This is a genomic window from Geodermatophilus sp. SYSU D01119 (assembly GCF_054049975.1).
Window position 1 is genome coordinate 42,434 of sequence record NZ_JBJGYL010000015.1, and the last position, 25,115, is coordinate 67,548.

Below are 25,115 nucleotides of genomic sequence, written 5' to 3' on the forward strand. Positions count from 1 at the left end.
GTCGGCGTGTCCACCTAGTGTGGAGGTGTGCCCGACCCGTCCACCTACCGACCGGCGGTCGGCTCGATCCCGGAGAGCCCGGGGGTCTACAAGTTCCGCGACCCCACCGGGCGGGTCATCTACGTCGGCAAGGCCAAGAGCCTGCGGCAACGGCTGAACAGCTACTTCGCCGACGTCGCCGGGCTGCACCCGCGCACCCGGCAGATGGTCACGACGGCGGCCGGCGTGGAGTGGACCGTCGTCGGCACCGAGGTCGAGGCCCTCCAGCTCGAGTACAACTGGATCAAGGAGTTCGACCCCCGCTTCAACGTCCGCTACCGCGACGACAAGAGCTACCCGTCGCTGGCCGTGACGCTGAACGAGGAGTACCCGCGCCTGCAGGTGATGCGCGGGCCGAAGAAGAAGGGCGTCCGCTACTTCGGCCCCTACGCCCACGCCTGGGCCATCCGCGAGACCCTCGACACGCTCACCCGCGTCTTCCCCGCCCGCACCTGCTCCAACGGCGTCTTCAAGCGCGCCGGGCAGATCGGCCGGCCCTGCCTGCTCGGCTACATCGGCAAGTGCGCCGCCCCCTGCGTGGGCCGGGTCAGCGCCGAGGAGCACCGCGCGATCGTCGACGACTTCTGCGACTTCATGGCCGGCCGCACCGACCTCATGGTCAAGCGCCTCGAGCGCGAGATGGCCGAGGCCGCCGAGGCGATGGAGTACGAGCGGGCCGCCCGGCTGCGCGACGACCTCGGCGCGCTCAAGCGGGCCATGGAGAAGCAGGCCGTCGTCCTCGGCGACGGCACCGACGCCGACGTCGTCGCCTTCGCCCAGGACGAGCTCGAGGCCGCCGTCCAGGTCTTCCACGTCCGCGGCGGCCGGGTGCGCGGCCAGCGCGGCTGGATCATCGACAAGGTCGAGGAGGTCACCACCGGCGAGCTGGTGGAGCAGTTCCTCCTGCAGGTCTACGGCGGCGTCGACGAGCAGACCGGCTCCACCGAGGCCGGCGAGTCGGTGCCCCGGGAGGTGCTCGTGCCCGAGCTGCCCGACGACGCCGACGTCTACGAGGAGCTGCTCACCGAGCTGCGCGGCTCGCGGGTGTCGCTGCGGGTGCCCCAGCGCGGCGACAAGCGCAGCCTGCTCGAGACCGTCGAGCGCAACGCGAAGGAGGCCTTCGCCCGGCACCGGGTCAAGCGCTCCAGCGACCTCACCGCGCGGTCCCTCGCCCTCAGCGAGCTGCAGGAGGCACTCGAGCTGCCCGAGGCGCCGCTGCGCATCGAGTGCATCGACGTCAGCCACGTCCAGCAGACCAACGTCGTCGCCTCGATGGTCGTGTTCGAGGACGGGCTGGCGAAGAAGTCCGACTACCGGCGGTTCTCCGTCAAGCACGGCACCGACGACACCGCGGCCATGGCCGAGGTGGTCCGCCGCCGCTTCGCCCGGCACCTCGAGGAGGAGGCCGACCGCCGCGACGAGCAGGGCGTCGCCGCCGAGGAGGGCCGGCCGCGCCGGTTCGCCTACCCGCCCAACCTGCTCGTCGTCGACGGCGGCGCCCCGCAGGTGGCCGCCGCGGCCCGCTCCCTGGACGAGCTGGGCATCGTCGACGTCGCCGTGTGCGGGCTGGCCAAGCGGATGGAGGAGGTGTGGCTGCCGGGCGAGTCCGACCCGGTCATCCTGCCGCGCACCTCCGAGGCGCTGTACCTGCTCCAGCGGGTGCGCGACGAGGCCCACCGGTTCGCGATCACCTACCACCGGCAGAAGCGGTCCGTCAGCATGCTGGTCTCGCTGTTGGACGACGTCCCGGGTCTCGGGGAGACGCGGCGGAAGGCGCTGATGAAGCAGTTCGGGTCGCTCAAGCGGCTGCGCGCGGCCACGGTCGACGAGCTCATGGCCGTGCCCGGCATCGGCCGGCGCACCGCCGAGGCGGTGCTCGCGGCGGTGGCGGAGCCCGCGGGGGACCGGGCGGGGGCCGACGGCGCCGCGCCGGCCGAGGACGTCGTGGAGAGCACCACGGCGCCGGCCGGCCCGGCGGAGCGGGGCACCCCCGGCCCGGGGGCCGGCGCCACCGCCGAGGTGGGCCGGGTCGCCTCGTGAGCGAGGAGCAGCTGACCGGGGCGGACGCCTCGGCGCCCACCGCCGATACCGCGGCGCGCGAGGGCCAGGCCGGCCCGCAGGCCGACGTCCCCGCCGGCCTCGACGCCGCGAGCACCGAGACGCCGCCGGTCGAGGTCGTCGTCGTCACCGGCCTGTCCGGCGCCGGCAAGAACAGCGCCGGCCGGGTGCTGGAGGACCTCGGCTGGTACGTCGTCGACAACCTGCCGCCCGCGCTGCTGCTGCCGATGGTGGAGCTCGGCGCGCGCGGCGACGTCCGTCGCTTCGCCGCCGTCGTCGACGTGCGCAGCCGGGCGTTCTCCAGCGACCTGCTGGAGGCCATCCGGGTGCTCGCCGAGGCCGGCCACCGGCCGCGCGTGGTCTACGTGCACGCCCGCGACGAGGTGCTCGTGCGGCGCTACGAGTCCAACCGGCGCGAGCACCCGCTGCAGGGCTCGGGCCGCATCCTCGACGGCATCACCGCCGAGCGGGCGCTGGTCGCCGGCATCGCCGGCGAGGCCGACCTGTGGGTGGACACCAGCGACCTCAACGTCCACCAGCTGCGGGCCACGCTGGAGAACGCCTTCGCCCGCGAGGGCCGCACCCCGCCGCTGACGGCGACCGTGCTGAGCTTCGGCTTCAAGTACGGCCTGCCGCTGGACGCCGACCTCGTCGTCGACGCCCGCTTCCTGCCCAACCCGCACTGGCTGCCCGAGCTGCGCCCGCACACCGGCCAGGACGCGGACGTGCGCGACTACGTGCTCGGCCAGTCCGACGCCGGGCCGTTCCTCGACCGCTACACCGAGGTGCTGCGCCTGCTCATCCCCGGCTACCGGCGCGAGGGCAAGCGCTACCTGACGCTGGCGGTCGGCTGTACCGGCGGCAAGCACCGCAGCGTCGCCATCGCCGAGGAGTTCGCCCGCCGGCTGGCCGCCGACGGCATCGACGCGGTCGCGCGCCACCGCGACCTGGGCCGCGAGTAGTGGGCGCCGGCGACACGGCGCCCGGGCCCGGCGGCCCCCGGGTCGTCGCCTTCGGCGGCGGCCACGGCCTGGCGGCGGCGCTCGCCGCCTGGCGCCGGATCACCCCCGAGCTCACCGCCGTCGTGACCGTCGCCGACGACGGCGGCTCCTCCGGCCGCATCCGCCGCGAGATGCCCGTGCTGCCGCCCGGCGACCTGCGCATGGCGCTGGCGGCCCTGGCCGACGACGACCGCGCCGAGATGGCCCGGCTGCTGCAGCACCGCCTCGGCGGCACCGGCGTGCTCGCCGGCCACCCCGTCGGCAACCTCGTGCTCACCGGCCTGGTCGAGCTGCACGGCGGCGACACCGTGCGCGCCCTCGACACCGTCTGCGAGCTGCTCGGCGCCCGCGGGCGGGTGCTGCCGATGGCCGACGTGCCGCTGGACCTCGTCGCGCGGGTGGAGACCGTCGACCCCGACGACCCCGCGCGCACCCGCACCATCCGCGGGCAGGCGGCGATCGCCGGCACGCCGGGCCGGGTGCGCGACATCCTCGTCTCCCCGCCCGACCCGCCGGTGCACCCCGACGTGCTCGCCGCCATCGCCGCGGCCGACGTCGTGTCGCTGGGCCCCGGCTCCTGGTACACCTCCGTGCTGCCGCACCTGCTCGTGCCGCGGCTGCGGGCCGCCCTGGCGGCCAGCAGCGCCCGCGTGGTGGTCGTGCTCAACCTGGAGCCGCAGGTGGGGGAGACCGACGGCTTCTCGCCGGAGGAGCACCTGCGCGTGCTGCAGGCGCATCTCGGCGGAGTGGCGCTGCACACCGTGATCGCGGATGTTGACTCGGTGGTTGACCGCTGTGGTCTCCTGTCTGCGGCGCGCGCGTGCGGCGCCGAGCTCGTGCTGGCCCCGGTCGCCGAGCCCGGCGGCGCACCCCGCCACGACCCCGCACGGCTGGCGGCAGCGCTGGCACCGGTGGTCGTCGCGGGGGACGGGGTAGGGGTCCCGGCCGGTGCGCCGGGACCGGATGGACCCGGACCGTTCGAGGGGGAGAGGTGACGCCGAGGATGGCGCCGCAGCAGAGGGGGTGGTCGTCATGGCGATGACGGCCATGGTCAAGGACGAGCTGTCGCGGGTGGAGTGCACGCGCACCTCCGAGCGCAAGGCCGAGGTGACGGCCCTGCTGCGCTTCTCCGGGGGGCTGCACATCGTGGGCGGCCGGGTGGTGATCGAGGCGGAGCTGGACACCGGCTCGGTCGCCCGCCGCCTGCGCCGCGACATCAGCGAGGTGTACGGCTACACCAGCGGGGTCAGCGTGCTCGCCGGCGGCAACATCCGCCGCGGGGTGCGCTACCTGGTCCGCATCGCCAAGCACGGCGAGGGCCTGGCCCGCCAGACCGGGCTGGTCGACCAGCGCGGCCGGCCGGTGCGCGGCCTGCCGCCGTCGGTGGTGTCGGGCAGCATCAACGACGCCGAGGCCGCCTGGCGCGGCGCGTTCCTCGCGCACGGCTCGCTCACCGAGCCGGGGCGCTCGTCCTCGCTCGAGGTCACCTGCCCCGGCCCGGAGGCCGCGATGGCGCTGGTCGGCGCCGCCCGCCGGCTCGGCATCGCCGCCAAGGCCCGCGAGGTCCGCGGGGCCGACCGGGTCGTCGTCCGCGACGGCGACGCGATCAGCGCGCTGCTCACCCGCATGGGCGCCCACGACGCGGTGCTGGCCTGGGAGGAGCGGCGGATGCGCCGCGAGGTCCGGGCCACCGCCAACCGGCTGGCCAACTTCGACGACGCCAACCTGCGCCGCTCGGCGCGGGCGGCGGTCGCGGCCAGCGCGCGGGTCGAGCGGGCGCTGGAGATCCTCGCCGACGACGCCCCCGAGCACCTGCTGGTCGCGGGCCGGCTGCGCCTCGAGCACGGCCAGGCCTCGCTCGAGGAGCTCGGCCAGCGGGCCGACCCGCCGATGACCAAGGACGCCGTCGCGGGCCGCATCCGGCGCCTGCTGGCGATGGCCGACAAGCGGGCCAAGGACCTCGGCATCCCCGACACGGAGTCGGTCGTCACCGACGACATGCTCGCCCAGTAGCGCAGCGGCCGGCCCACCGGCAGCGCACCGGAGGAGCCCCTCACCCGTCCGGGTGGGGGGCTCCTCCAGTTCCAGGGGTCCCGCGCCGATGCCCGGACCAGCGGCAGGCGACCCACGCCCGCCTGCGGGACGAGGAGCGCGTGATGACGGCGGAGTGGTGGGCGCTGGTCTTCGCCTGCGCGGCGCTGGTCGCCACGTGCACCGGTCTGCTGGCCTGGCGCCGGCGCTCCCGCACACCTGCGGCCACCGCGCTCGCGGTCACGATGTCCGGGGTCGCCACCTGGTCGACCGCCGACGCGCTGGTCTACTCGCTCGGCACCGAGACCGCCCAGCGCCTCTACCCGCCGGTCCTGCTGGCCTCCGTCGGCCTGGTCGTCGTCGGCACCTGGGTGCTCGCCCGGACCGTCGCCGATCCCTCCTGGCGGCCGGCCCGCCGCACGGCGCTGCTGCTCGCCGTCGAGCCGCTGTGCCTGGTCGTCGCCGCGGCGCTGCCCGACACCCGGGACCTCGTGATGGCCGACCTGGGCGCGGGCGACGGCGCCGGCGAGTCCCGGGTGACCTTCGGGCCGCTGTTCCTGGCCCACACCGCCTACTCCTACGTCCTCGTCGCCGTCGCCTACACACACCTGGTCCGCTGTTTCCGCCGCGTCACCGGGGTCCTGAGGCGTCAGGTCGCCATCCTGCTCGGCTCGGCCGTCCTGTCCACCGTCGGCAACGTGGTGGCCGTCGGCTCGCAGCTCGACGGCGTCGGCACCGACGTCACCCCGCTGTTCTTCCTGGTCACCGGGCTCGTCGACTGCTGGGCCATCTTCCGCGGCGGCCTGCTGCGCCTGGTTCCCGTCGCCCGCGACCAGGTCGTCGACACGGTCCCCGACGCGGTGCTCGTGGTCGACCCCGCCGGGGTGCTCATCGACGTCAACCCGGCCGCCGACCGCATGCTGCGCCTGCTGCGCCCCCACCTCGCCGGCGAGGTGATCGGGCTCGAGCTCGGCGCCGTCGCCGGCCCCGCCACGGTCGCCGTGCTGGACAGCACCGAGCGCCGCGACGGCCACCGCGTCGCCGAGGTCCGCCCGGGCGTGTGGCTCGACGTCCGCGACTCCGCCGTCAGCGACCCGCGCGGGCGCCCGCTCGGCCGCATCCTCGTCGTCCGCGACGTCAGCGAGCAGCAGGAGCGCCAGGCCGCCGTCGAGCGGCTCAACCAGCGGCTCGCCGAGCAGGTCGAGGTCATCGAGCGGCTGCGCGCGGAGCTGGCCGAGGAGGCCGTCCGCGACCCGCTCACCGGGCTGCACAACCGCCGCCACCTCGATCGCGCGCTCGGCGCCGGGCTCGCCGCCCGCCCGCGCACCGGCGAGCTGTCGGTCCTCGTCGTCGACGTCGACCACTTCAAGCGGGTCAACGACCGCCTCGGCCACGCCGCCGGCGACGTCGTCCTCACCGCCCTCGCCGGCATCCTCGCCGGCGCCGTCCGCGAGGGCGACACCGCCGCCCGCCTCGGCGGTGAGGAGTTCGTGCTCGTGCTGCCCGGCGCCGGCCGGGAGCAGGCGCTCGCCCGCGCCGAGCGGATCCGCCGCACGGTGGCCGCGACCCGGCACGACGTCGACGGCGGGCCGCTGACCGTCACGGTGAGCATCGGCGTCGCCGTCTGCCCCGCCGACGGGGCGAGTGCCGCCGCGCTGCTCGAGGCCGCCGACCGGGCGCTGTACACCGCCAAGGCCACCGGCCGCGACCGCGTCGTCGCCGCAGGCCCGGCCGCGTTCGTCCCCGCGCCCGCCACCCCGCAGGACGACGGGGCGCAGCTCGTTCCCGGAGGCTGAGACTCGTCCGGACACCTGCGTGCCGCGGCCGATAGGGTCGTCGCCGACGGAGCCGCGCGCCGCGCGGCCGACGCACGCGACGGTGCCGGACGGCACCGCGGATCCGTGGAGGTCAGCAGTGACGGTACGGGTGGGGATCAACGGGTTCGGCCGGATCGGCCGCAACTTCTGGCGGGCTGCGGCCGCCAGCGGCAAGGACATCGAGATCGTGGCGGTCAACGACCTGACCAGCAACGAGGTCCTGGCCCACCTCCTCAAGTACGACAGCATCCTGGGCGTCCTCGGCGAGGACGTCGCCGCCGACGGCGAGGGCATCAAGATCGGCGGCAGCACCATGAAGGTGCTCTCCGAGCGCGACCCGGCCGACCTGCCCTGGGGCGACCTGGGCGTCGACGTCGTCGTCGAGTCCACCGGCTTCTTCACCAAGGCCGCCGACGCGCGCAAGCACGTCGACGCCGGCGGGGCGAAGAAGGTCGTGATCTCGGCACCGGCCACCGGCGACGACCTGACCATCGTCATGGGCGTCAACCACGAGAAGTACGACGGCAGCCAGACGATCATCAGCAACGCGTCGTGCACCACGAACTGCCTGGCCCCGCTGGCCAAGGTGCTCAACGACAGCTTCGGCATCGAGCGCGGCCTGATGACCACGATCCACGCCTACACCGCCGACCAGAACCTGCAGGACGGCCCGCACAAGGACCTGCGCCGCGCCCGCGCCGCCGCCCTCAACATGGTGCCCACCAGCACCGGCGCCGCGAAGGCCATCGGCCTGGTGCTGCCGGAGCTGCAGGGCAAGCTCGACGGCTACGCCGTCCGCGTCCCGGTGCCCACCGGCTCGGCCACCGACCTCACCGTGCAGCTGTCCCGCGAGGTGCCGGCCGACGAGATCGACGCCGCCTACCGCGAGGCCGCCGCGGGCCCGCTCGCCGGCATCCTCAAGTACACCGACGCGCCGATCGTCTCCTCCGACATCGTCACCGACCCGGCCAGCTGCATCTACGACAGCAAGCTGACCAAGGTCTTCGGCCCGATGGCCAAGGTGCTCGGCTGGTACGACAACGAGTGGGGCTACTCCAACCGCCTGGTCGACTCCGTCGAGCTCGTGGGCCGCTCCCTCTGATGGCACGCTCCCTCGACGACCTGCTCGCCGAGGGGGTCTCGGGTCGGCGCGTGCTCGTGCGCGCCGACCTGAACGTGCCCCTCGACAAGCAGACCCGGGCGATCACCGACGACGGGCGGATCCGGGCCAGCCTGCCGACGCTGCAGGCGCTGCGCGACGGCGGCGCCCGCGTCGTCGTCGCGGCGCACCTCGGCCGGCCCAAGGGCGCGCCCGACCCGCAGTACTCGCTGGCCCCCGTGGCCGCGCGGCTCGGCGAGCTGCTCGGCACCGAGGTCCCGCTGGCCGCCGACGTCGCCGGCGACGACGCCGTCGCGCGCGCCGGCGCCCTCGGCGACGGCGACGTCCTGCTGCTGGAGAACGTGCGCTTCGAGGCAGCGGAGACCTCGAAGGACGACGCCGAGCGCGGCGCGCTGGCCGACCGGCTCGCCGCCCTGGCCGACGTCTACGTCGACGACGCGTTCGGCGCGGTGCACCGCAAGCACGCGTCGGTGTACGACGTGGCGCTGCGGCTGCCGCACGTCGCCGGCCGGCTCGTCGCCGCCGAGCTCGAGGTGCTCACCCGCCTGACCACCGACCCCGAGCGGCCCTACGTGGTCGTGCTCGGCGGCTCCAAGGTCAGCGACAAGCTCGCGGTCATCGAGGCGCTGCTGCCGAAGGTCGACCGGCTGCTCGTCGGCGGCGGGATGTGCTTCACCTTCCTCGCCGCGCAGGGCCACGGCGTCGGCACCTCGCTGCTGGAGGCCGACCAGATCGACACCTGCCGGCGGCTGCTCGCCGAGGCCGGCGACCGGATCGTGCTGCCGGTCGACGTCGTCGCGGCCAGCGCGTTCAGCGCCGACGCCGAGACCTCCGTCGTCGAGGTGGACGCCATCCCCGACGACCGGATGGGCCTCGACGTCGGCCCGCGCACGGTCGAGGCGTTCGGCCGCGAGCTCGCCGACGCCCGCACGGTGTTCTGGAACGGCCCCATGGGCGTGTTCGAGCTGGCGCCCTTCCAGGCCGGCACACGCGGCGTGGCCGAGGCCGTGGCCGCCGTCGACGGCCTGTCGGTGGTCGGCGGCGGGGACTCCGCGGCCGCCGTCCGGCAGCTCGGCCTCGACGAGTCCGCCTACGGGCACATCAGCACCGGCGGCGGCGCGTCCCTGGAGTACCTCGAGGGCCGGGAGCTCCCGGGCCTCACGGTGCTCGCCGACCGGGGCGAGGGCTGATGGCGCGTCGGCAGCAGCCGGCCCCGCGCCGGGAGGGCCGCCGCCCGCTCATCGCGGGCAACTGGAAGATGCACATGACGCACCTGGAGGCCATCGGCCTGGTGCAGAAGCTCGTCTTCAGCCTCACCGAGAAGGAGCTCGACGACGCCGAGGTCGTCGTGCTCCCGCCGTTCACCGCGCTGCGCAGCGTGCAGACGCTGGTCAACGGCGACCAGCTCGCGGTCGGCTACGGCGCGCAGGACCTCTCGGCGCACGACTCCGGCGCCTACACCGGCGAGGTCAGCGGCGCGATGCTCGCGGCGCTGGCCTGCGGCTTCGTCGTCGTCGGCCACTCCGAGCGGCGCGCGCTGCACGGCGAGGACGACGCCGCGGTGGCCGCCAAGGTGCAGGCCGCGCTGCGGCACGGCCTCACGCCGATCCTGTGCGTGGGGGAGGGCCTCGACGTCCGCCGCGCCGGGCAGCACGTCCCGCACACCACCGCCCAGCTCGACGCGGCCCTCGAGGGGCTCACCGCCGAGCAGGTCGAGCGGGTCGTCGTCGCCTACGAGCCCGTGTGGGCCATCGGCACCGGCGAGGTCGCCACCCCGGACGACGCCCAGGAGGTGTGCGGCGCACTCCGGTCGCGCCTCGACGGGCGTTTCGGAGCGGCCACGGCCGCCGTCGTCCGTATCCTCTACGGCGGGTCGGTGAAGGCCGCCAACACGGCCGGGATCCTGGCCGGGCCGGACGTCGACGGTGCACTCGTCGGGGGCGCGAGCCTCGACGCCGACGAGTTCGCGCGGATCTGTCGGACCGCCGCCGGGAGCAGCTGAGCAGCAGCCCCGGCGGCCGAGCGGGGGTGGGGTGGGTGGGCAGCACGCTGCAGCGACCGCCCCGGTCCTCCCGGCTGCCGGGGTGGCTCACCGGCACCGCCGGCCGCGTCCTCGGCCTGGCGCTGGTCGTCGCCCTCGTGGTCGCGATCGCCGTCAGCTGCAGCCGGGGCGACGACGGCGACACCGGCGTGCCCGTCCTCGGTGACGGGCCCGACGCCGGCGTGCAGGACGTGCGCTCGCCGTCGGACGAGAGCGGCGGCACCCTGCGCGTGGTCGCGGGGGAGATCGACAGCCTCGACCCGCAGCGCTCCTACCGGCCGGGCGTGTGGAACCTGATGCGGCTCTACGCCCGCACGCTGGTCACCTACTCCTCCGAGCCCGGCGCCACCGGCGACCTCGCCCCCGACCTCGCCACCGACCTCGGCAGCACCCCCGACGGCGGGCTGACCTGGACGTTCACCCTGCGGCAGGGCGCGCGGTTCGAGAACGGCCGGGCCATCACCTCCCGCGACGTCAAGTACGGCATCGAGCGGTCCTTCGCCTCCGACGTGATCGTCGGCGGGCCCACCTACACCGTCGAGCTGCTCGACGACCCCGCGAACCCCTACGCCGGGCCCTACCAGGACGAGGACCCGGCGAAGCTGTCGCTGGCCGCGATCGAGACCCCCGACGACGCCACCATCGTCTTCCGGCTGCGCACCGCCCGCCCCGACTTCCCGTACGTGCTGGCGCTGCCCTCGAGCAGCCCGGTGCCGATCGAGAACGACACCGGCGCGGCCTACGGCGCCGACCCGGTGTCCTCCGGCCCGTACGCGATCACCACGGTCGACGCCGAGACCGGCATCGTGCTCGACCGCAACCCGCAGTGGGACCCGGCCACCGACGAGGTGCGCACCGCGCTGCCCGACCGCGTCGTGGTCCGCACGGGGCTGTCGAGCCTGGAGCGCGACCAGGCGCTGCTCGCCGGCTCCGCGGACCTCGACGTCTCCGGCTCCGGCGTGCACCCGGCCACCGGCGCCCGGCTCGCCGAGGGGGCCGGGGGAGAGGTCCCCCTCGCCGACCGGGTCGACGACGTCACCAGCGGCGCGGTCCGGCTGCTGGCCCTGCCCACCGACGTCGTGCCCATGAACGACCCGAACTGCCGGGCCGCAGTGGCCGCCGCGGTCGACCGCACCGCCGTGCAGGAGGTCGCCGGCGGCCCCGAGCGCACCGTGCGCACCTCCCGGCTGTGGCCGGCCGCGCTGCCCGACGGCCCCGAGGAGGAGGACCCGGGCCCCGACCCGGACGCCGCGCGCGAGGCGCTGGCCGCCTGCGGTCAGCCCGAGGGCTTCAGCACCGTGCTCGCCGTGCCCGACGCGGAGGCGAGCGTGGCGGTGGCCGAGGCCGTCTCGGCGCAGCTGGCCGAGGTCGGCATCACCGCCGAGGTGCGCCCGCTGCCGGCGGCGAGCTTCTACGCCACCGACGTCGGCAGCCCCGACAACGTGGCGCGCAACGGCTTCGGCATCGTGCTGGCCACCTGGACCGCCGACTTCCCGACCCCCGGCTCGTTCCTCGTGCCGCTGGTCGACGGCCGCTCGGTGAGCCTGGTCGGCAACACCAACTACGCGCGGCTCACCGACCCGGCGCTGTCGGCCGCCGTCGACGCCGCCCGCTCCGCCGCCGACCCCTCGGCGGCCGCTCCGGCCTGGCGCGACGTCGCCACCGCCGCCCGCGCCACCGGCGCCTACGTGCCGCTCGTGGAGTCCCGCGTGCAGCTCCTGGCCGGCCAGCGGCTGCGCAACGCCGTCGTCATGCGCCCCTACGTGGGCTACGACCTGGCCACCGCCGGCGTGCGCTGACCGGAGGCCGGGAGGCCACCGGTTACGCTGGTGCCATGGTCGAGCTCGTCCTCAACGTGCTGCTGGTCCTCACCAGCGTGCTGCTCGTGGTGCTGATCCTGCTGCACCGGGGCAAGGGCGGCGGCCTGTCCTCGATGTTCGGCGGCGCCGTCTCCTCCCAGCTGGCCGGCTCCTCGGTGGTCGAGAAGAACCTCAACCGCCTGACGGTCTTCACCGGTGTCATCTGGGTGGTCTGCATCGTGACCCTGGGGATCCTGCTCAAGGTGTGAGCCCGGGCCCCTGCCCGCCCGCCGCGAAATCGTGATCGAGAGAACACCCGCGAGGCCATAGACTGCCCGGGCGGTGCGTCCCGCACCGCGTGCAGCTGGGTCCTGAGGGGGGCGCTCGTGGCTGGTGGGAACGCGATCCGGGGTACGCGGGTCGGTGCGGGTCCGATGGGAGAGGCCGAGCGCGGCGAGGCAGCGCCGCGGCACCGCATCGGCTACTGGTGCAGCCAGGGCCACGAGACGCGGGTGGCCTTCGCCGCCGACGCCGAGGTGCCCGAGCTGTGGGACTGCCCGCGTTGCGGCCTGCCGGCCGGCCAGGACGCGGCGTCGCCGCCCCCGGCGCCGCGCACCGAGCCCTACAAGACCCACCTCGCGTACGTGCGCGAGCGGCGCAGCGACGCCGACGGCGACGCCCTCCTCGAGGAGGCCCTCGCCAAGCTCCGGGCCCGCCGGGGCGCCTGAGCTCCCGGGCCCGGCACCGCCCACGGGCGGTGCCGGGCCCGTGCCGTCAGTCCCCGGCGCCGGGCAGCTGCCCGGCGGCGGCCGCGTCGAGCAGCCACCGGGTGGCCTGCCGGCCGCGCGCCCCGGCGGCCGGGACCTCGCTGCGGTCGGCGCCGCCCAGCGCCCGCGCCACCGCCCCGGCCTTGCCCTCCCCGGACACCAGGAGCCAGACCTCCTCGGCCGCGGTGATCGCGGGGAAGCCGAGGCTCACCCGGGTCGGCGGCGGCTTCGGGCAGTCGCGCACCGCCACCACCGTCCGCTCGTCGGAGGCGGCGGGGGAGCCGGGGAAGATCGAGGCCACGTGGCCCTCGGGCCCCATCCCCAGCAGCAGCACGTCGAAGCGGGGGAGCGGGCCGTCGGTGCCGGCGTCCCGGGCGGCGTCGGCCAGCGTCCCGGCGTACCACTCGGCCGCTTCCTCGGGCTCGGCGAAGCCGGCGTCGGAGGCGGGCATCGCGTGCACCCGGCCGGCCGGCACGCCGACCCGGTCGAGCAGCGCGTCGCGGGCGCCCTTCTCGTTGCGCTCGTCGTCGTCGGCGGGGACGAAGCGCTCGTCGCCCCACCACACGTCGACGGCGGTCCAGTCGACGTCCTGGCCGGGCGCGGGCTCCTGCGCCAGCTCCGCGACGTGCCGCAGCACCGCGGTTCCCACGCCGCCGCCGGTGAGCACCACCGACGCCGTCCCGTGCACCGCCTGGGCGGCGGCCAGCCGGGCCACCAGCGCCGACGCCGCGGCCCGCGCCAGCATCTCGGCATCGCGCTCCACCACGACGTCGGGCACCGGGCCGTCGGTGGTCTGCGCGAGCCGCTCGACGATCCGGTCGCCGGGGGTGAGCGTCACCGGACCGCCTCGGACTCGGCCTCCGGCTGCTCCGGCTGGCTCTCCGGCGCGGTCGGGTCCGGGGTGTCGTGCTCCCCGTGCTCGGCCACCTCGTCGGCGCCCTCGGAGTCGGCGGGGACGGTCGGTGCCTCGCCGTGCGGGCTGCCCGCGCCCACGTCCGCCGTGGCCGCCGCGGTGCCGTGCGGCTCCGCCGGGTCGACCCAGACGTGCGAGCGCACCGAGGCGCGGCCGGCCAGGCCGGTGACCCCCGTGGTGACCTCCAGCGCCTCCGCGTAGGGCTCGTCCGGGTCCAGTCGCCGCAGCTCCTCGCCGAGCAGGTCGCCCAGGGAACGCTCGGGCAGGGCCATGGTGGCGTCGGGCCGGTAGGGCTGGCTGATCACCGCGCCGCCGCGGCGGTCGGCGTGCACCCGCACCTCCTCGTCCTGGTCGAGCTGCAGCACCACCGAGTCGACGCCGCTCGGGCCGGCGTGGCGGGCGGACTGCACGACCTCCAGCCGGGCGCCCGAGCGCGACTCGATCCACCCGGCCAGCAGCTGGGCGGTGGCGGCACCCGGGTCGCCCTCGATCCGGCCGCCGAGCACGCGGACGGCGTCGCTGCGGCGGCCGTGGACGGAGTCCAGCGCCGAGGTGAGCGTCGCCCGCCAGCCGGTGGCGCGGGTCCAGGCCAGGTCGGTGTCACCGGGCGCGTAGTCGTGCGCGCGGGTGCGCAGCGCGGCGATCTGGTCGGTGGCCGAGCCGCTGTCGGTGATCCGCCGGTCGGCGATGACCGCGAGCGCGTCGGTGGTCAGCCGCGACGGCGGGTCGGTGTGCCACCAGGTGACGACGGGGGCGTCGGCGGCCAGCAGCGGCAGCACCACCGACTCGGCGTGCAGGGCGAGCCGGCCGTACATGCGCATGACCACGGCCTCGCCGGGGCCGAGCCGCCCGCCGATGGTCACCTCGGCGTCCAGGCGGGGGACCGGCGCGTCGATCTGCCGGCGCACCACGACCAGGATCCGGCAGGGGTGCTGCTCGGACGCGTTGGCCGCGGCCTCCTCGGCCTCGGCGACCCGTGCCTCGTCGGCGACGACGACCAGGGTCAGCGCGACGCCGGAGAGCACCGCGCCGCCGGTCCGCCGCTGGGCGGCCAGCTCCTTGACCACGGCCGAGCCGGTGGTGTCCCACAGGGTCGTCACGGGGTTCCCTCCTGTCGGGTGCCGCTCACGGACGCCGCCACCGGCGGCCCTCGGCGGCGAGCATGTCGTCGGCCGCGCGCGGCCCCCACTCACCGGCCCGGTAGGGCTCCGGCGTGGTCCCGGCCCAGAACTCCTCGAGCGGGTCGATGACCGCCCAGGAGGCCTCGACCTCGGCGTTGCGCGGGAACAGCGTGGCGTCGCCCAGCAGGACGTCGAGCAGCAGCCGCTCGTAGGCCTCGGGGCTGGTCTCGGTGAACTGCTCGCCGTAGAGGAAGTCCATGGACACGTCCCGGACCTCCATCACGCTGCCGGGCACCTTCGACCCGAACTTGAGGGTCACGCCCTCGTCGGGCTGCACGCGCACGACGAGCTGGTTGTTGCCCAGCTCCTCGGTGTCGGTGTCGGCGAAGGGCAGGTGCGGCGCCCGCTTGAACACCAGCGCGATCTCGGTGACCCGGCGCGGCAGCCGCTTGCCGGTGCGCAGGTAGAACGGGACGCCCGCCCAGCGGCGGGTCTCCACGCCGAGGCGGACGGCGGCGTAGGTCTCGGTGAGCGACGCCTCGTCGACGCCCTCCTCCTGCCGGTAGCCCTTGGCGCGCTGCCCGGCCAGCCAGCCCTGCTGGTACTGGCCTCGGACCGCGAACCTGCGCATGTCCTCCGGCAGCGACACCGCCCGCAGCACCTTCAGCTTCTCGGTGCGGATCTCGTCGGCGGAGAACTCGACCGGCTCCTCCATGGCGGTGAGCGCCAGCAGCTGCAGCAGGTGGTTCTGCAGGACGTCGCGGGCGGCGCCGGTCTTCTCGTAGAAGCCGGCCCGGCCGCCGATGCCGACGTCCTCGGCCATGGTGATCTGCACCGAGTCGACGTGGTGGCCGTTCCAGACCGGCTCGAACAGCTCGTTGGCGAACCGCAGCGCCATCAGGTTCTGGACGGTCTCCTTGCCCAGGTAGTGGTCGATGCGGAAGACGTCGTCGGCGCTGAACACCGAGTCGACCAGCTCGTTGAGCTCGCGGCTGGAGGCCAGGTCGGTGCCGAAGGGCTTCTCGACGACGACGCGGCGCCAGCGGTCGGGCGTGCTCTCGGCCATGCCGGTGCGCTGCATCTGCTTGAGCACCACCGGGAACATCGCCGGCGGGATCGACAGGTAGAACGCGGCGTTGCCGCCGATGCCGTGGCTGCTCTCGAGGTCGCCGAGTGCGGCGGCGAGCTCGTCGAAGGCGTTGTCGTCGTCGAAGGAGCCCTGCACGAAGCGGACGCTGCTCGCCAGGCGCTCCCACACCTCCTCCCGCCACGGGGTGCGGGCGGCGTTGCGGGCGGCGTCGCGGGCCAGCTCGGCGAAGTCCTGGTCGCCCCAGTCCCGGCGGGCGAAGCCGAGCAGGGCGAAGTTGGTGGGGAGCAGGCCGCGGTTGGCCAGGTCGTACACCGCGGGGAGCAGCTTCTTGCGGGCCAGGTCGCCGGTGATGCCGAAGACCACGAGCGCGCAGGGCTCCGGGACGCGGGGCAGCCGCCGGTCCCGCGGGTCGCGCAGCGGGTTGGGGATCATGTGCCCTCCTGTGGGGGACGCAGCCGCCCGGCCGGCACGGGTGTGCCGGCCGGGCGGACTGTCAGCCGAGCGCGTCGAAGGAGCCTGCGTCGAAGGGGTCTGCGTCGAAGGGGTCTGCGTCGAAGGAGCCCTGGACCAGCAGCGTCACGCCTTGTCCTCGAGCTCGCTCTTCACCGAGGCGGTGAGCTCGTCCCAGGAGTCGACGAACTTCTGCACGCCCTCCTCCTCGAGGACGCGGAAGACGTCGTCGAGGTCCACGCCGGCCTCGGCGACGGCCTTCATGACCGCGGCGGCGTCGTCGTAGGTCTGCTGCACCGGGGTGCCGGCGGCGCCGTGGTCGGCGTAGGCCTGCAGCGTCTTCTCCGGCATCGTGTTCACGGTGCCGGGGGCGATGAGGTCGCTGACGTAGAGGGTGTCCGGGAGGGACGGGTCCTTGACGCCGGTCGAGGCCCACAGCGGCCGCTGCGGACGGGCGCCCTTGGCCTCGAGCGCCTTCCAGCGGTCGGAGGAGAAGACCTCCTCGTAGGCCTGGTAGGCCAGCTGGGCGTTGGCGAGGGCCGCCTTGCCCTTGAGGCCCTCCGCGCCCAGCTTCTCCAGCCGCTTGTCGATCTCGGTGTCCACGCGGGACACGAAGAACGACGCGACCGAGGCGATCTGGGACAGGTCGGCCTCGGCGTCGTCGGCCAGCCGCTGCTCCAGGCCGGAGAGGTAGGCGTCCATGACGGCGCGGTACCGCTCGAGGCTGAAGATCAGGGTGACGTTGACGCTGATGCCCCGCGCGATCGACGTCGTGATGGCCGGCAGGCCCTCGACGGTCGCCGGGATCTTGATGAACAGGTTGGGCCGGTCGACGAGCCACCACAGGTGGGCCGCCTCGGCCGCCGTCGCGTCGGTGTCGTGGGCCAGGCCCGGGGCCACCTCGAGCGACACCCGGCCGTCGCCGGGCTGCCGCTGCGCGACCGGGGCGAGCAGGTCGCAGGCGTCGCGGACGTCGGCGGCGGTGATGGTCCGCAGCGCCTCCTCCACGCTCACCTGCCGCACGGCGAGGGCGTGCAGCTGGTCGTCGTAGGACTCCGACCCGCTGATCGCCGCGGCGAAGATCGTCGGGTTGGTGGTGACGCCGACGACGGAGCGCTCGTCGACCAGCGACTGCAGGTTGCCGGTGCGGATGCGGTCGCGGGAGAGGTCGTCGAGCCAGACGGCGACCCCCGCCTGCGACAGCTCGGCCAGCTTCTCGTTCTGTGCCATGTCAGTGCCTTCCGTTGGAACCGGCCGGGGCCTCAGCGGTCGCCGGTGGGGTGGGGGAGCCCGCCGGTGGCTGCAACCGGGCCGGCGGGGACGGCGTTCCCGGAGCGGGCGGCCTCGATGCTCTCCCGGGCGGCGGCCACGACGGCCTCGTCGGTCAGGCCGAACTCCTCGTAGAGCACCGAGTAGGCCGCGCTGGCGCCGTAGTGGGTCAGGCCCACGATGCGCCCGGCGTCGCCCACGAACTCGCGCCAGCCCATCGGCACGCCGGCCTCGACGCTGACGCGGGCGCGGACCGTGGGCGGGAGCACCTCGTCCTTGTACGCCTGGTCCTGGTCGGCGAACCACTCGACGCAGGGCACGCTGACCACGCGGGTGGGGACGCCGTCGGCCTCGAGCCGTTCCCGGGCGGCGACGGCGATCTGCACCTCCGAGCCGGTGCCCAGCAGGATGACCTCGGGCTGCCCGTTCGAGGCGTCGGCCAGCACGTAGGCGCCGCGCGCGGTGCCCTCGGCCGAGGCGAACTCGCCGCGGTCGAACACCGGCAGGTTCTGCCGCGACAGCAGGATGCCGGCGGGCCGGTCGTTGTTCTCCAGGATCGTGCGCCAGGCGACGGAGACCTCGTTGGCGTCGGCCGGGCGGACGACGTCGAGGCCGGGGATCGCCCGCAGCGCGGCGAAGTGCTCGATCGGCTGGTGCGTCGGGCCGTCCTCGCCCAGGCCGATCGAGTCGTGCGTCCACACGTAGGTGACCGGCAGCTGCATGAGCGCGGCCAGGCGGACCGCGCCGCGCATGTAGTCGCTGAAGGTGAGGAACGTGCCGCCGTAGACGCGGGTGCCGCCGTGCAGCGCGATGCCGTTCATGATCGCGCCCATGGCGTGCTCGCGGACGCCGAAGTGCAGGGTGCGGCCGTAGGGGCCGCCGCTCCACATCTTCGTCTGGCGGTCGGCGGGCAGGAACGACGGCTCACCCTCGACGGCGGTGTTGTTGCTCTCCGCGAGGTCGGCCGAGCCGCCCCACAGCTCCGGCAGCGCCGGGTACAGCGCGGCGAGCACCTTGCCCGAGGCCTTGCGGGTGGCCACGCCCTTGGGGTCGGCGTCGAAGGAGGGCAGCACGTCGGCCCAGCCCTCGGGGAGGCGGCGCTCGCGCATGCGCGCCAGCAGGTCCGCGCGCTCGGGGTTCGCCTGCGCCCAGGCGTCGAAGCGCTGCTGCCACTCGGCGTGCGCCTGCTGCCCCTTCTCGACGACGGAGCGGGCGTGGGCGAGGACGTCGTCGTCGACCTGGAAGGTGCGCTCGGGGTCGAAGCCGAGCACCTCCTTGGTGGCGCGCACCTCGTCGTCGCCGAGCGCCGAGCCGTGGGAGGCGCCGGTGTTCTGCTTGTTCGGGGCCGGCCAGGCGATGATCGTCCGCAGCACGATGATCGACGGGCGCGAGGTCTCCGCCTTGGCGGCGGCGAACGCGGCGTCGACCGCGGCCAGGTCCTCGCCGTCGTCGACGTGCTGCACGTGCCAGCCGTAGGCCTCGTAGCGCTTGCCGACGTCCTCGGTGAAGGCGACGGTCGTGTCGTCCTCGATGGAGATCCGGTTGTCGTCGTAGACGAGGACCAGGTTGCCGAGCTTCTGGGTGCCGGCCAGCGAGGACGCCTCGCCGCTGACGCCTTCCTCCAGGTCGCCGTCGGAGGCGAAGGCCCAGATGGTGTGGTCGAACAGGCTCTCGCCCTCGGGGGCGTCGGGGTCGAGCAGGCCGCGCTCGCGGCGGGCGGCCATGGCCATGCCGACGGCGTTGCCCACGCCCTGGCCCAGCGGGCCGGTGGTGGTCTCGACGCCGGGGGTGTGGTTGACCTCGGGGTGGCCCGGGGTCTTCGAGCCCCAGGTGCGCAGCGCCTGCAGGTCCTCGACCTCCAGGCCGTAGCCGGAGAGGAACAGCTGCACGTAGAGGGTCAGGCTGGAGTGGCCCATCGAGAGCACGAAGCGGTCGCGGGCGACCCAGTTCGGGGCGCTCGGGTCGTGCGTGAGCCACTTGTGGAAGAGCAGGTAGGCGGTCGGCGCCATGCTCATCGCGGTGCCGGGGTGGCCGTTGCCGACCTTCTGCACCGCGTCCATCGCGAGCACGCGCGCGGTGTCGATGGCGCGGCGGTCGAGGTCGCCGAAGTCGTCCGGCAGCGTGGGGTGCGGCTGGCGGGGGTCGCCGGTGGGGGCGTCGGTGGCGGCCTCGGCCGGGGCCTCGGACTCCGTGCTCCTGGTGTCGCTGGTCATGTCGGGCGCTGCTCCTCGAGGATCGGCCGTTGCGGGGCCGTCCGGGGACCGGTGTCCCGTGCTCCCGGGCGGGCGACGCGGGCGCGGTGGTCGGCTGGGCCCGGGTGCCCCCGGGGCGTCGATGGCCCGAGACCCTCCGTCGTCGGCGACGGCCCTACCCGCTGTCCGCGCGGCGTCAACGTGATCAGACCCTAGTCATCCCGGCCGGTCGACGGTGTGCCCGAGGGCTACAGTGGGTCCGTTCATCCACGGTTCGAAGGGACCCCCGTGCTGTCTTCGTGCCCGGTGGTGCCCTGCCGCCCGCGCGCACACGCGGGCGAGGCCGCCAGGTGACGGCGCTCGCCGAGCGACCGGCCGTCTCCGCCCGCCGGCTGTCCGGCCTGGTCGGGGCCTACGTCGCGCTGACCAAGCCCAAGCTGGTCGAGCTGCTGCTCGTCACCACGCTGCCGGCGATGATGATGGCCGCCGACGGCTGGCCGTCCTGGCGGCTCGTGGGCGCCACGATGGTCGGCGGGATGTTCGCCGCGGGCGCGGCCAACGTCTTCAACTGCTGGTACGACCGCGACATCGACCGGCTCATGTCGCGCACCGCCGATCGGCCCATCCCGTCGGGTGTGGTGTCGCCGCGGGCGGCGCTGGTCTTCGGCCTGCTGCTCGCCGCGGCGTCGCTGACCCTGCTCTGGGTGGCCACCACGCCGCTGGCCACGGCCCTCGCGGCGGTCGCGATCCTGGCCTACTCCGTCGTCTACACGATGGTGCTCAAGCGCCGGACCCGGCACAACACGGTCTTCGGGGCGTTCCCCGGCGCGGCGCCGGTGCTCATCGGCTGGGCGGCGGTGACCGGCTCGCTCGACTGGCCGGCGCTGGCCTTCTTCGCCGTCGTCTTCTGCTGGCAGATGCCGCACTTCTGGGCGCTGGCCAGCCGCTTCCGCGAGGACTACGCCCGCGCCGGCGTCCCGATGCTGTCGGTGGTCGCGGGGCCGGAGAGCGTCGGCCGGCAGTCGGTCGCGTGGGCCTGGGCGACGCTCGGCGCCACGCTGCTCATGGGCTCGATCACGCCGGTCCTCGACTGGGCCTTCGCCATCGGCGGCGGGCTGCTCGGCGCCTGGTACGTGGCCGAGTCCCACCAGTGGCTCGACCGCATCCGCGCCGGCGTGCCCGACCGGCCGATGAAGCTGTTCTCGGTGTCGATCACGCACATGACGCTGCTGTCGATCGCCATCGCCATCGACGTCCTCGTCTGACCCGCCCGCTCCGGCCGCGAGCCCGGACCCCCGCCCGGGGTCCGGGCTCGCGGGCGTTCGTGGGGTCGTCAGCGCGTCGAGTGGTCCCGGGGGCGCTGAGGTGCGGGTGGTGGTCGTCATCCGGGATGCGGTGGCGACCCTCCGGCGCATCTCCGCCGTCCGTCCTCGTCCGACCGCTGGTCCGCCGCGAGCCCGGACCCGCGCGCGAGCGGGTCTCGCCGGTGGCGCGGGCGGTGTGTGTCCGTCGCCGACCTGCTGCTCTCCCGGGGCCGATGGGACCGCCACGGGTCGACGTTCGGCGGTCAGCGCGCCGAGCCGCGGACGGCGGTCGTCATCAGGGGTGCGGTGACGACCGTCCGGCGCATCTGGCCGGGCCGGTGGGTCAGCGGGCGGCGGGGACCTGGGCGGAGGGGGCGTCCAGGGGCTGCTCGCTGGCCGGGCCGCGGACCGACCACACCAGGCGCGCGGTGTAGACGGTGGTCAGCACCGCGCCGAGCATGTGCAGCAGCACCAGCACGACCGGCAGGTGCGTGAAGTACTGCACGAAGCCGACGACGCCCTGCAGCAGCTGCACGACCAGCAGGTCGCGCGCGGCCCGGCGCACCCGGCCCGGGGCGTCGGTGGCGTGGAGCGCCACGAGCAGCGCGATGGTCAGGCCCACCAGCAGGAACACCGCGTCGGCGTGCACCTGGCTCACGGTCTCCGGGTCGAAGCCCATCCGGTCGCCGGTCGGCACGTCGTCCTCGTCGACGTCGCCGCTGTGCGGCCCGCTGCCGGTGACCAGCGTGCCGAGCACCAGCACGGCGCCGGTGACCGCGGCGATCCCGCCGACGAGCGGGGCCAGCGGGCGGCGCACCAGCGGCTGTCCCACGCCCGGCTCGCGGGAGCGCAGCCACAGCACCGTCGACAGCGCGACCAGCACGATCGACACGAGGAAGTGGACGGCGACGGTCCACGGGTTCAGGCCCGTGAGGACGGTGACGCCGCCGATCGCGGCCTGCAGCGGGATGCCGAGGAAGGTGAGCACCGCCAGCGGGCGCAGGTCGCGCCGGGCCGAGCGCCACACCGCGACGAGCGTGGCGATCGCGACGGCGGTCAGCGCGAAGGTGAGCAGCCGGTTGCCGAACTCGATGAGGCCGTGGCCGGCCATCTCCGGCGTGGTGACGAAGCTCTCCTCGGTGCACCGCGGCCAGGTGGGGCAGCCGAGGCCCGAGCCGGTCAGCCGGACCACCCCGCCGGTGACGACGATCGCGCCGTTGGCGACCACGTTCGCCAGCGCCAGGCGGCTGATGACGGCGGGGGAGAACGAGCGGGGCAGGACCTGCACGGCCCGATGCTAGCCGCGGGGAGCGACCCGTCCGGTTCGCTCAGGGCGGAGCGGGCGGGGGAAGCCGGCGACGGCGTCCGGCGCTGAGCAGGACGCAGGCGGCCGACGCGCCGACCTGGTGTCGGAACGGCCCCGCGGGTACCGGAGCCCCCAGCGGGAGCCCTCCGCGGAGCCGTCCGACGCCCCGACTTCCCCCTTGGACGTGAGGTATGACCAGCCCGTTCTTCCCGGGCCCCTACGGGAGCCCGTTCGACGACTTCTTCGCCCGGTACCTCGGCGGCGAGCAGCGCGCGCCGCGGCAGCGGGTCGACATCACGCAGTTCCTGAGCCAGCAGGCCCGCGAGCTGGTGAACGCCGCGGCCCACCAGGCCGTGGCCACCGGCAGCGCGGACCTCGACACCGAGCACCTGCTCTGGGCGATGACCGGCGACGAGACCGCGCGCACCTTCCTGTCCCGCACCGGCACCGACCCCGACCGGCTGCGCACCGAGCTCGGGGAGCAGATGCTGCGCGGCGAGGCCCGCGACGAGGCGCCGTCGCTCACCCCCGCCGCCAAGCGGGCGCTGCTCGACGCCCACCGGGTGTCCCGGGCTCTCGGCTCGACCTACATCGGCCCCGAGCACCTGCTGTTCGCCCTCGCCGTGAACCCCGACTCGCCCGGCGGGCGGGTGCTGCGGGAGCGCGGCGTCACCCCGGAGGCCCTGCAGCAGGCCGCCACCGGCGCCCCGCAGCCCGCCGGCGGGCGTCCCGGCGGCCCCGGCCAGGGCGGTCCGTCGAACACGCCGACGCTCGACGAGTACGGCCGCGACCTGACGGCGATGGCCCGCAACGGCCAGATCGACCCGGTGATCGGCCGCGAGTCCGAGATCGAGCAGACCGTCGAGGTCCTCTCCCGGCGCCGCAAGAACAACCCGGTGCTCATCGGCGAGGCCGGCGTCGGCAAGACCGCCATCGTCGAGGGCATCGCCGCCCAGATCGTCGAGGGCGACGTCCCCGAGACGCTGCGCGGCCGGCGCCTCGTGGAGCTCGACCTCACCGGCCTCGTGGCGGGCACCCGCTACCGCGGTGACTTCGAGGAGCGGCTCAAGAAGGTGATGGACGAGATCCGCGAGCACTCCGACGAGGTGATCGTCTTCATCGACGAGCTGCACACCGTCGTCGGCGCGGGCGCGTCCGAGGGCTCCGGCGGCGCGGGCAACATGCTCAAGCCGGCCCTGGCCCGCGGCGAACTGCACATCATCGGCGCCACGACGCTCGACGAGTACCGCCGCAACATCGAGAAGGACGCCGCCCTCGAGCGGCGCTTCCAGCCGATCCTCGTGTCCGAGCCGAGCGTCGAGGACACCGTGTCGATCCTCTGCGGCCTCCGGGACCGCTACGAGGCCCACCACCAGGTGCGCTTCACCGACGACGCCGTGCGCGCCGCCGTCGAGCTGTCCGACCGCTACGTGACCGACCGGCACCTGCCCGACAAGGCGATCGACCTCATCGACCAGGCCGGCGCCCGGGTGCGCCGGCGGGTGAAGACCCCGCCGACCGACCTGCGCGGCCTCGAGCAGGAGGTCGACCGGCTGCAGCGGGAGAAGGACCAGGCGGTGGCCGCCGAGCAGTACGAGCGCGCCGTCGAGCTGCGCGATCAGCTCGCGCAGGCGCAGGCCCGCCTGGAGGAGGCCCGCAGCGGCGGCGGCCAGCCCGGCGTCCCGGAGGTCGGCGTCGAGGACATCGCCGAGGTGGTGTCGCGGCAGACCGGCATCCCGGTGGCGCAGCTGACCCAGGAGGAGATGCAGCGGCTGCTCGACCTGGAGGGGCGCCTGCACGAGCGGGTGGTCGGCCAGGACGACGCCGTCCGGGTGGTCAGCGAGGCGATCCGGCGGTCCCGCGTGGGCCTCGGTGACCCCGACCGGCCGATCGGCAGCTTCCTGTTCCTCGGCCCGACCGGGGTCGGCAAGACCGAGCTGGCCCGGGCCCTGGCCGAGGCGATGTTCGGCGACCAGGACCGGATGATCCGGCTGGACATGAGCGAGTTCCAGGAGCGGCACACCGTCAGCCGCCTGGTCGGCTCCCCGCCCGGCTACGTCGGCTACGAGGACGCCGGGCAGCTGACCGAGGCGGTGCGCCGCCGGCCCTACTCGGTGGTGCTGCTCGACGAGATCGAGAAGGCGCACCCCGACGTCTTCAACACCCTGCTGCAGGTGCTCGACGACGGCCGGCTCACCGACTCCCAGGGCCGCACGGTCGACTTCAAGAACACCGTGCTGATCATGACCAGCAACCTGGGGTCGGAGCTGATCCAGGGCCGCAACACCCCGCTGGGCTTCGGCACCGGGGACGCGGCCTCGGCCGACGCCGGCCTGCGCGAGCGGCTCATGCGGCGGCTGCGGGAGTCCTTCCGGCCGGAGTTCCTCAACCGGATCGACGAGATCGTGGTCTTCCAGCAGCTGGAGAGCGAGCAGCTGCAGCAGATCACCCGGCTGCTGCTCGACGAGACGCGGCGCCGGCTGGCGGCCCAGGACATCGCGGTGGAGTTCACCGACGACGCCGTCGCCTGGATCGCCGACCGCGGCTCCGAGCCGTCGTTCGGGGCGCGGCCGCTGCGCCGGGCCATCCAGCGCGAGGTCGACAACCCGCTCGCCCGGCTGCTGCTCGACGGCCGCGCGGGCCCCGGCCGGTCCGTCGTCGTCGACGTCCGGGACGGCGCGCTGGACCTCCGCGTCGAGGAGGCGGCCGTCCCGGCCGGCCAGGCCTGACCACCGGCTGGTGATCTCCCTCACCCGGCCCCTGACCTGCGTGGTCAGGGGCCGGGTGACTTAGGGCG

Annotated in this window: 19 protein-coding genes; 13 read left to right on the forward strand and 6 right to left on the reverse strand. The window is 74.9% G+C overall.

Annotation, left to right across the window (positions count from 1 at the left end; genetic code table 11):
* Positions 1 to 27: 27 nt before the first annotated feature.
* The 11 genes from uvrC to ACI79X_RS13390 all read left to right on the forward strand — a co-directional run bounded on the left by uvrC (position 28) and on the right by ACI79X_RS13390 (position 12,634).
* A complete protein-coding gene (gene uvrC / locus ACI79X_RS13340; protein ID WP_457025887.1) occupies positions 28 to 2,079 on the forward strand; it encodes an excinuclease ABC subunit UvrC in 2,052 nt (683 codons plus the stop codon).
* Positions 2,076 to 3,059, forward strand: coding sequence for an RNase adapter RapZ (gene rapZ / locus ACI79X_RS13345; protein ID WP_457025888.1), 984 nt, complete (start codon positions 2,076 to 2,078; stop codon positions 3,057 to 3,059). The genes uvrC and rapZ overlap by 4 nt, the downstream gene beginning before the upstream one ends.
* Positions 3,059 to 4,093, forward strand: a complete 1,035-nt coding sequence (locus ACI79X_RS13350; RefSeq protein ID WP_457025889.1) for a gluconeogenesis factor YvcK family protein — start codon at positions 3,059 to 3,061, stop codon at positions 4,091 to 4,093. Before rapZ ends, ACI79X_RS13350 begins: the two co-directional genes overlap by 1 nt.
* 37 nt (positions 4,094 to 4,130) lie before the next feature.
* The gene (gene whiA / locus ACI79X_RS13355) at positions 4,131 to 5,111 is read left to right on the forward strand and encodes a DNA-binding protein WhiA (protein WP_457025890.1); all 981 of its coding nucleotides are present in this window, start codon (positions 4,131 to 4,133) and stop codon (positions 5,109 to 5,111) included.
* A gap of 143 nt (positions 5,112 to 5,254) precedes the next feature.
* Entirely contained in the window at positions 5,255 to 6,925 is a 1,671-nt protein-coding gene (locus ACI79X_RS13360; RefSeq protein WP_457025891.1) for a histidine kinase N-terminal 7TM domain-containing diguanylate cyclase, read from the forward strand.
* Between the two features lie 118 nt (positions 6,926 to 7,043).
* On the forward strand, positions 7,044 to 8,048 hold the full coding sequence (gene gap / locus ACI79X_RS13365; protein ID WP_457025892.1) for a type I glyceraldehyde-3-phosphate dehydrogenase: 1,005 nt from the start codon (positions 7,044 to 7,046) through the stop codon (positions 8,046 to 8,048).
* Complete coding sequence (locus ACI79X_RS13370) at positions 8,048 to 9,256, forward strand: phosphoglycerate kinase (protein ID WP_457025893.1); 1,209 nt, start codon at positions 8,048 to 8,050, stop codon at positions 9,254 to 9,256. The genes gap and ACI79X_RS13370 overlap by 1 nt, the downstream gene beginning before the upstream one ends.
* A complete protein-coding gene (tpiA, locus tag ACI79X_RS13375; protein WP_457025894.1) occupies positions 9,256 to 10,068 on the forward strand; it encodes a triose-phosphate isomerase in 813 nt (270 codons plus the stop codon). The genes ACI79X_RS13370 and tpiA overlap by 1 nt, the downstream gene beginning before the upstream one ends.
* A gap of 35 nt (positions 10,069 to 10,103) precedes the next feature.
* Entirely contained in the window at positions 10,104 to 11,906 is a 1,803-nt protein-coding gene (locus ACI79X_RS13380; protein WP_457025895.1) for an ABC transporter substrate-binding protein, read from the forward strand.
* A gap of 35 nt (positions 11,907 to 11,941) precedes the next feature.
* Positions 11,942 to 12,175 (forward strand): preprotein translocase subunit SecG, encoded by a 234-nt coding sequence (secG, locus tag ACI79X_RS13385; protein ID WP_073420278.1) that lies wholly within the window; start codon positions 11,942 to 11,944, stop codon positions 12,173 to 12,175.
* Positions 12,176 to 12,292: 117 nt separating this feature from the next.
* The gene (locus tag ACI79X_RS13390) at positions 12,293 to 12,634 is read left to right on the forward strand and encodes an RNA polymerase-binding protein RbpA (RefSeq protein WP_457025896.1); all 342 of its coding nucleotides are present in this window, start codon (positions 12,293 to 12,295) and stop codon (positions 12,632 to 12,634) included.
* 46 nt (positions 12,635 to 12,680) lie between these two features.
* On the opposite strand, the gene pgl is transcribed toward ACI79X_RS13390, so the two are convergent.
* The 5 genes from pgl to tkt form a co-directional block, all read right to left on the reverse strand.
* Positions 12,681 to 13,511 (reverse strand): 6-phosphogluconolactonase, encoded by an 831-nt coding sequence (gene pgl, locus ACI79X_RS13395; protein WP_457025897.1) that lies wholly within the window; start codon positions 13,509 to 13,511, stop codon positions 12,681 to 12,683.
* The gene (locus ACI79X_RS13400; RefSeq protein ID WP_457025898.1) at positions 13,508 to 14,686 is read right to left on the reverse strand and encodes a glucose-6-phosphate dehydrogenase assembly protein OpcA; all 1,179 of its coding nucleotides are present in this window, start codon (positions 14,684 to 14,686) and stop codon (positions 13,508 to 13,510) included. Before ACI79X_RS13400 ends, pgl begins: the two co-directional genes overlap by 4 nt.
* A 25-nt stretch (positions 14,687 to 14,711) precedes the next feature.
* Positions 14,712 to 16,229 carry a glucose-6-phosphate dehydrogenase gene (gene zwf / locus ACI79X_RS13405; RefSeq protein ID WP_457025899.1) on the reverse strand — a complete coding sequence of 506 codons (1,518 nt, stop codon included), beginning with the start codon at positions 16,227 to 16,229 and terminating at the stop codon, positions 14,712 to 14,714.
* 144 nt (positions 16,230 to 16,373) lie between these two features.
* Positions 16,374 to 17,477 carry a transaldolase gene (gene tal, locus ACI79X_RS13410; RefSeq protein ID WP_457025900.1) on the reverse strand — a complete coding sequence of 368 codons (1,104 nt, stop codon included), beginning with the start codon at positions 17,475 to 17,477 and terminating at the stop codon, positions 16,374 to 16,376.
* Between the two features lie 32 nt (positions 17,478 to 17,509).
* Positions 17,510 to 19,729 (reverse strand): transketolase, encoded by a 2,220-nt coding sequence (gene tkt / locus ACI79X_RS13415; protein ID WP_457025901.1) that lies wholly within the window; start codon positions 19,727 to 19,729, stop codon positions 17,510 to 17,512.
* Positions 19,730 to 20,058: 329 nt separating this feature from the next.
* On the opposite strand from tkt, the gene ACI79X_RS13420 reads away from it, so the two are divergent.
* On the forward strand, positions 20,059 to 20,973 hold the full coding sequence (locus ACI79X_RS13420) for a heme o synthase (RefSeq protein ID WP_457025902.1): 915 nt from the start codon (positions 20,059 to 20,061) through the stop codon (positions 20,971 to 20,973).
* Positions 20,974 to 21,355: 382 nt separating this feature from the next.
* Here ACI79X_RS13420 and ACI79X_RS13425 read toward each other — a convergent pair whose 3' ends face one another.
* Positions 21,356 to 22,300, reverse strand: coding sequence for a COX15/CtaA family protein (locus tag ACI79X_RS13425; protein ID WP_457025903.1), 945 nt, complete (start codon positions 22,298 to 22,300; stop codon positions 21,356 to 21,358).
* A gap of 209 nt (positions 22,301 to 22,509) precedes the next feature.
* Between ACI79X_RS13425 and ACI79X_RS13430 the strand changes: the two genes are divergently transcribed.
* Complete coding sequence (locus ACI79X_RS13430; RefSeq protein ID WP_457025904.1) at positions 22,510 to 25,047, forward strand: ATP-dependent Clp protease ATP-binding subunit; 2,538 nt, start codon at positions 22,510 to 22,512, stop codon at positions 25,045 to 25,047.
* The last annotated feature ends 68 nt before the right edge of the window (positions 25,048 to 25,115 follow it).

Excerpts from the sequence above, each read along its gene's own strand:
- tal (WP_457025900.1), bottom strand. The coding sequence starts at position 17,477 with ATGGCACAGAACGAGAAGCTGGCCGAGCTGTCGCAGGCGGGGGTCGCC.
- ACI79X_RS13370 (WP_457025893.1), top strand. The coding sequence starts at position 8,048 with ATGGCACGCTCCCTCGACGACCTGCTCGCCGAGGGGGTCTCGGGTCGG.
- ACI79X_RS13360 (WP_457025891.1), top strand. The coding sequence starts at position 5,255 with ATGACGGCGGAGTGGTGGGCGCTGGTCTTCGCCTGCGCGGCGCTGGTC.
- whiA (WP_457025890.1), top strand. The coding sequence starts at position 4,131 with ATGGCGATGACGGCCATGGTCAAGGACGAGCTGTCGCGGGTGGAGTGC.
- secG (WP_073420278.1), top strand. The coding sequence starts at position 11,942 with ATGGTCGAGCTCGTCCTCAACGTGCTGCTGGTCCTCACCAGCGTGCTG.
- zwf (WP_457025899.1), bottom strand. The coding sequence starts at position 16,229 with ATGATCCCCAACCCGCTGCGCGACCCGCGGGACCGGCGGCTGCCCCGC.
- tkt (WP_457025901.1), bottom strand. The coding sequence starts at position 19,729 with ATGACCAGCGACACCAGGAGCACGGAGTCCGAGGCCCCGGCCGAGGCC.
- ACI79X_RS13430 (WP_457025904.1), top strand. The coding sequence starts at position 22,510 with ATGACCAGCCCGTTCTTCCCGGGCCCCTACGGGAGCCCGTTCGACGAC.
- tpiA (WP_457025894.1), top strand. The coding sequence starts at position 9,256 with ATGGCGCGTCGGCAGCAGCCGGCCCCGCGCCGGGAGGGCCGCCGCCCG.